This window comes from Streptomyces sp. B1866 (genome assembly GCF_031932565.1).
Lineage (GTDB): Bacteria > Actinomycetota > Actinomycetes > Streptomycetales > Streptomycetaceae > Streptomyces.
This window is the reverse complement of record NZ_JAVSCF010000418.1, coordinates 1-3,164: the sequence shown is the minus strand read 5'-3', so window position 1 is coordinate 3,164 and position 3,164 is coordinate 1. Positions and strand designations below refer to the sequence as shown.

2 protein-coding genes are annotated in these 3,164 nt (G+C 80.6%); both read right to left on the bottom strand.

Annotated elements, in window-relative coordinates; genetic code table 11:
• Positions 1-42: 42 nt before the first annotated feature.
• On the bottom strand, positions 43-768 hold the full coding sequence (locus RKE29_RS28910; protein WP_312008674.1) for a GNAT family N-acetyltransferase: 726 nt from the start codon (positions 766-768) through the stop codon (positions 43-45).
• Positions 769-825: 57 nt separating this feature from the next.
• Entirely contained in the window at positions 826-3,012 is a 2,187-nt protein-coding gene (locus RKE29_RS28905) for an IucA/IucC family protein (RefSeq protein ID WP_312008672.1), read from the bottom strand.
• Positions 3,013-3,164: the final 152 nt, after the last annotated feature.

Here is a 3,164-nt window from a genome sequence, read left to right as displayed (position 1 = left end):
GGCCGCCCGGCGCGGCGCCTGCCGGGCCGGGCCCGCGCGCGGTCACGCCGGGCGGCCCGGGCGGCGGTCGCGGATCATCAGGGCGGCGCGCTTGCCGGGCAGGTCCACCTCGGCGGAGAAGCGGAAGCCGGCGCCCAGGAAGGCGGCCACGCTGGGGGTGTTGCGCAGGTCGGGCCCGGCCACGACCCGGCAGCACGACGGCCGCCGGGCGAGCACCAGGTCGGCGGCGGCCCGCAGCAGCGCCGTCCCCAGGCCCCGGCCGCGGTCGGCGACGCGGCCGACGAGCAGGTGCAGTCCGGTGTCGTGCGGCCGGACCGGGTAGTACCGGGCGAGCGGGTCCAGGTCGGCGCGGTAGACCTCCCAGTAGCTCACCGGGACGCCGTCCACGGTGCCCAGGCACGGCACGCTGCGGCCGTCCCCGTCGAGCTGGGCGCGCAGGTGCTTCTCGGTGGTCTCGTCGGGTCCGGCCAGCTCCCAGAAGGCGGCGACGGACGGGTCGTTCATCCAGCGGGCGATGAGCGGCAGGTCCCGCTCGACCCGGGCCGGGACGAGCTGGAAGGCGCCCGCCGGGGTGTCCAGCGGGCCCCAGGCGGCGAGGTGGTCGAGCAGGTCGCCGCACCGGTCGTGCGGGCCCGGGGCGCAGGGGCAGGCCACCGGGCCGGCGGCGTCGGGGGGTTCGTCGGGCAGCCGCTGCGGGATCTCGTCCAGGAGGGGCAGTTCGAGGGTGTCCTCGGTGCCGGAGGTCGCGCTGGAGTCGGTGGAGGGCACGGCGCTCTCCTTCGGTCGGGCCACGCGCCGGGGGCGTGCGGGGTACGCGGCCGCGCGTCAGGCCGTGGCGGGGTGGAGGGGGTTGGCGATGGTGACGTGGACGGACGGGGTTTCGACCGGGCCCACCGGCTCGTCCGGGCCGTACAGCCGGGTGAGCAGGTCGGCCCCGCAGCGCAGGGTGGGCGAGTCGAGGAACCGGGCGGGCAGCGACGAGGACAGCCGGGCGGGGCCGGACGCGGCGGCGGCCAGGAAGCGGCGCAGCGCGGCCAGCAGCACCCGCTCGTCGCACAGCCGCTGGGAGCCGAACGCGCCGACGAGGCCGAGCACGTTGTCGACGCCCAGGTCGTACAGGAACCGCTCGTCCGCGACGTGGTCGGCGACGAAGGAGCCGCTGCGCGAGCCGACGCCGGGCAGGCGGCGCTGGAGCTCGGGGCGCCGGGACTCGCGGTAGGCGCAGCCCTGGTTGCCGCGGTAGCGGCCGCCGGCCGGCCAGCCGTCGGCGTCCAGCAACACCAGGGTGTTCCGCTGGTGGGCCTCCAGCGCGATGCCCGCCTCGCCGTCCAGCCACAGCAAGGGCCGTACGACCACGTGCAGGTAGCGCAGGAACCATTCGGCCGCGACGACCCGGACCGGGCGGCCGGTACGGGCGGCGAGCCGGATGACGAGCTGCGCGAGCCGGGAGCTGAGCCGGGTGCGGCCCGGCCACGGCCGCGGCGCGGTGAGCCCGGCGACGCACGCGGCGTCGTCGGCGGGCCCGAACGGGCAGTGCCGGATGACCACGTCGAGCCCGGCGACCGGCCCGCCGTCCGGTCCGTCGACCGCCAGCCACGCCGGGTCGCGCACGATGTCGAAGCCGGGACGGCCGGGGAAGGCCGCGCGCAGCCGGGCGCCGAGGCCGCCGCGCAGCAGGCGGTGCACCTCCACCCCGCGGTGCAGCTCCGTGCGCAGGTGCTCGCGCCGGGAGCCGGTGACCGGCGGGGCGAGCGACAGCTTGAGCATCGCGGGCGCGCCGGGCCGGTAGACCGTGCGCGCCGAGGAGGTGGGGTGCCACGGCTCGCCGCACGGTCCGAGGTCGCGCAGCAGCCCCGCCGCGAACAGCTCGGCGACGCCCGTCCGCTGCCGGACCTCCCGCGCCTGCCAGGGGTGCAGCGGCAGGGGTACGGCGCCGCCGGGCAGCCGCACGCCGGACGCGGCGAGCGAGGCCGCGATCTGGTCGGCGGGCACGACCCGGCCGCGCTCGGTCCAGGCGGAGTCGGCGGCCAGGACGGACCGGTCGACGGCGAACCAGTGCAGCGGGAAGGAGCCGCGCGCCTGCGGGCTGTAGCGCCGGCACTCGGCGTCGGTCAGGCCCTCGCGGCCGGCGGGAGCGGGGTGCATCGGGTGGCCGAGCACGACCGACTGCTCGGCGGCGAGGAACGGGCCGCCGGTGCCGGGGTCGGCGGGCTCGGCCCTGCGGTACCCGAGGAAGGCGGCGGTGCGGCGCACGGAGTCGGCGACGCGGCCAGCGAACGCGGCGGCGTCGGCCTCCGGGAGGTCCCCGGCCGGGACGGCCACCGGCGGGTGGCCGGGGCTCCCGGCCGGGCAGGCACGGACCGCGGCGGTCTCGGAGGGCCCGGCGGCGGCCGCGGGGCGCAGGGGGTCCGTGCCGCCGGGTGCGGGCGGCGCGGCGGACGGCCCGGAGGACGCGGCCACGGCTCCGGCCTCCGGTCCGTCCGCCGGGGCGGCCCGGGCAGGCGCGGCGGCCCCGGCGGACGGGCCGGGGCACGCTCCGTCCTGAGCACCGGCGGGCACCCGGCCTGTCGCGCTCCCCCGGCCCCCGGCGCCCTCTGCTCCCGGCCGCCCGGCGCCGGGAGAGCCGGCACGCGGCGCCGGGCCGCCCGGGGCCTCGGCCGCCCGCCGCCCGTATCCCGCCTCGCGGGCCAGCAGCCCGGCCAGGGTGACCGCGTCGACCGGCGGCGCGTCCGGGGGCGCGCTCTCCAGGGCGGGCGGACCGAAACGGTGCCAGCCGGTGGCCGACCAGTAGCGCACCGGCACCAGCAGGGCGCCGCCGGTCGCGGCGAGCGGCACCAGCAGCGCGCCGCCGGCCGGCCGCGGCGGGCCGGTCTCGCGCACCCAGCAGCGCAGCAGGCACTCCACGGTCGCGGCGTCCGCCGCCACCCGCGGAACCGGGTGGTCGAGCGGGTCGGGCTCCACCGCTGGGGCGGTACGGGCGGCGGGCACGGCCGCGCCGGTACGGGAGGTCACCGCACGGCCCTTCGGCGCGGCCGCCCCGCACCCGGTGCGGACGGCGGGCCGGGGCTCCGGCGCACCCGGGCGGGCCAGGCGCCCCGGTCGGCTCGCGCGGGCGACGCAGCTTCCGCCGCCGGGCCGGTGCGGCCGGGGCGCGGCAGGGCGGC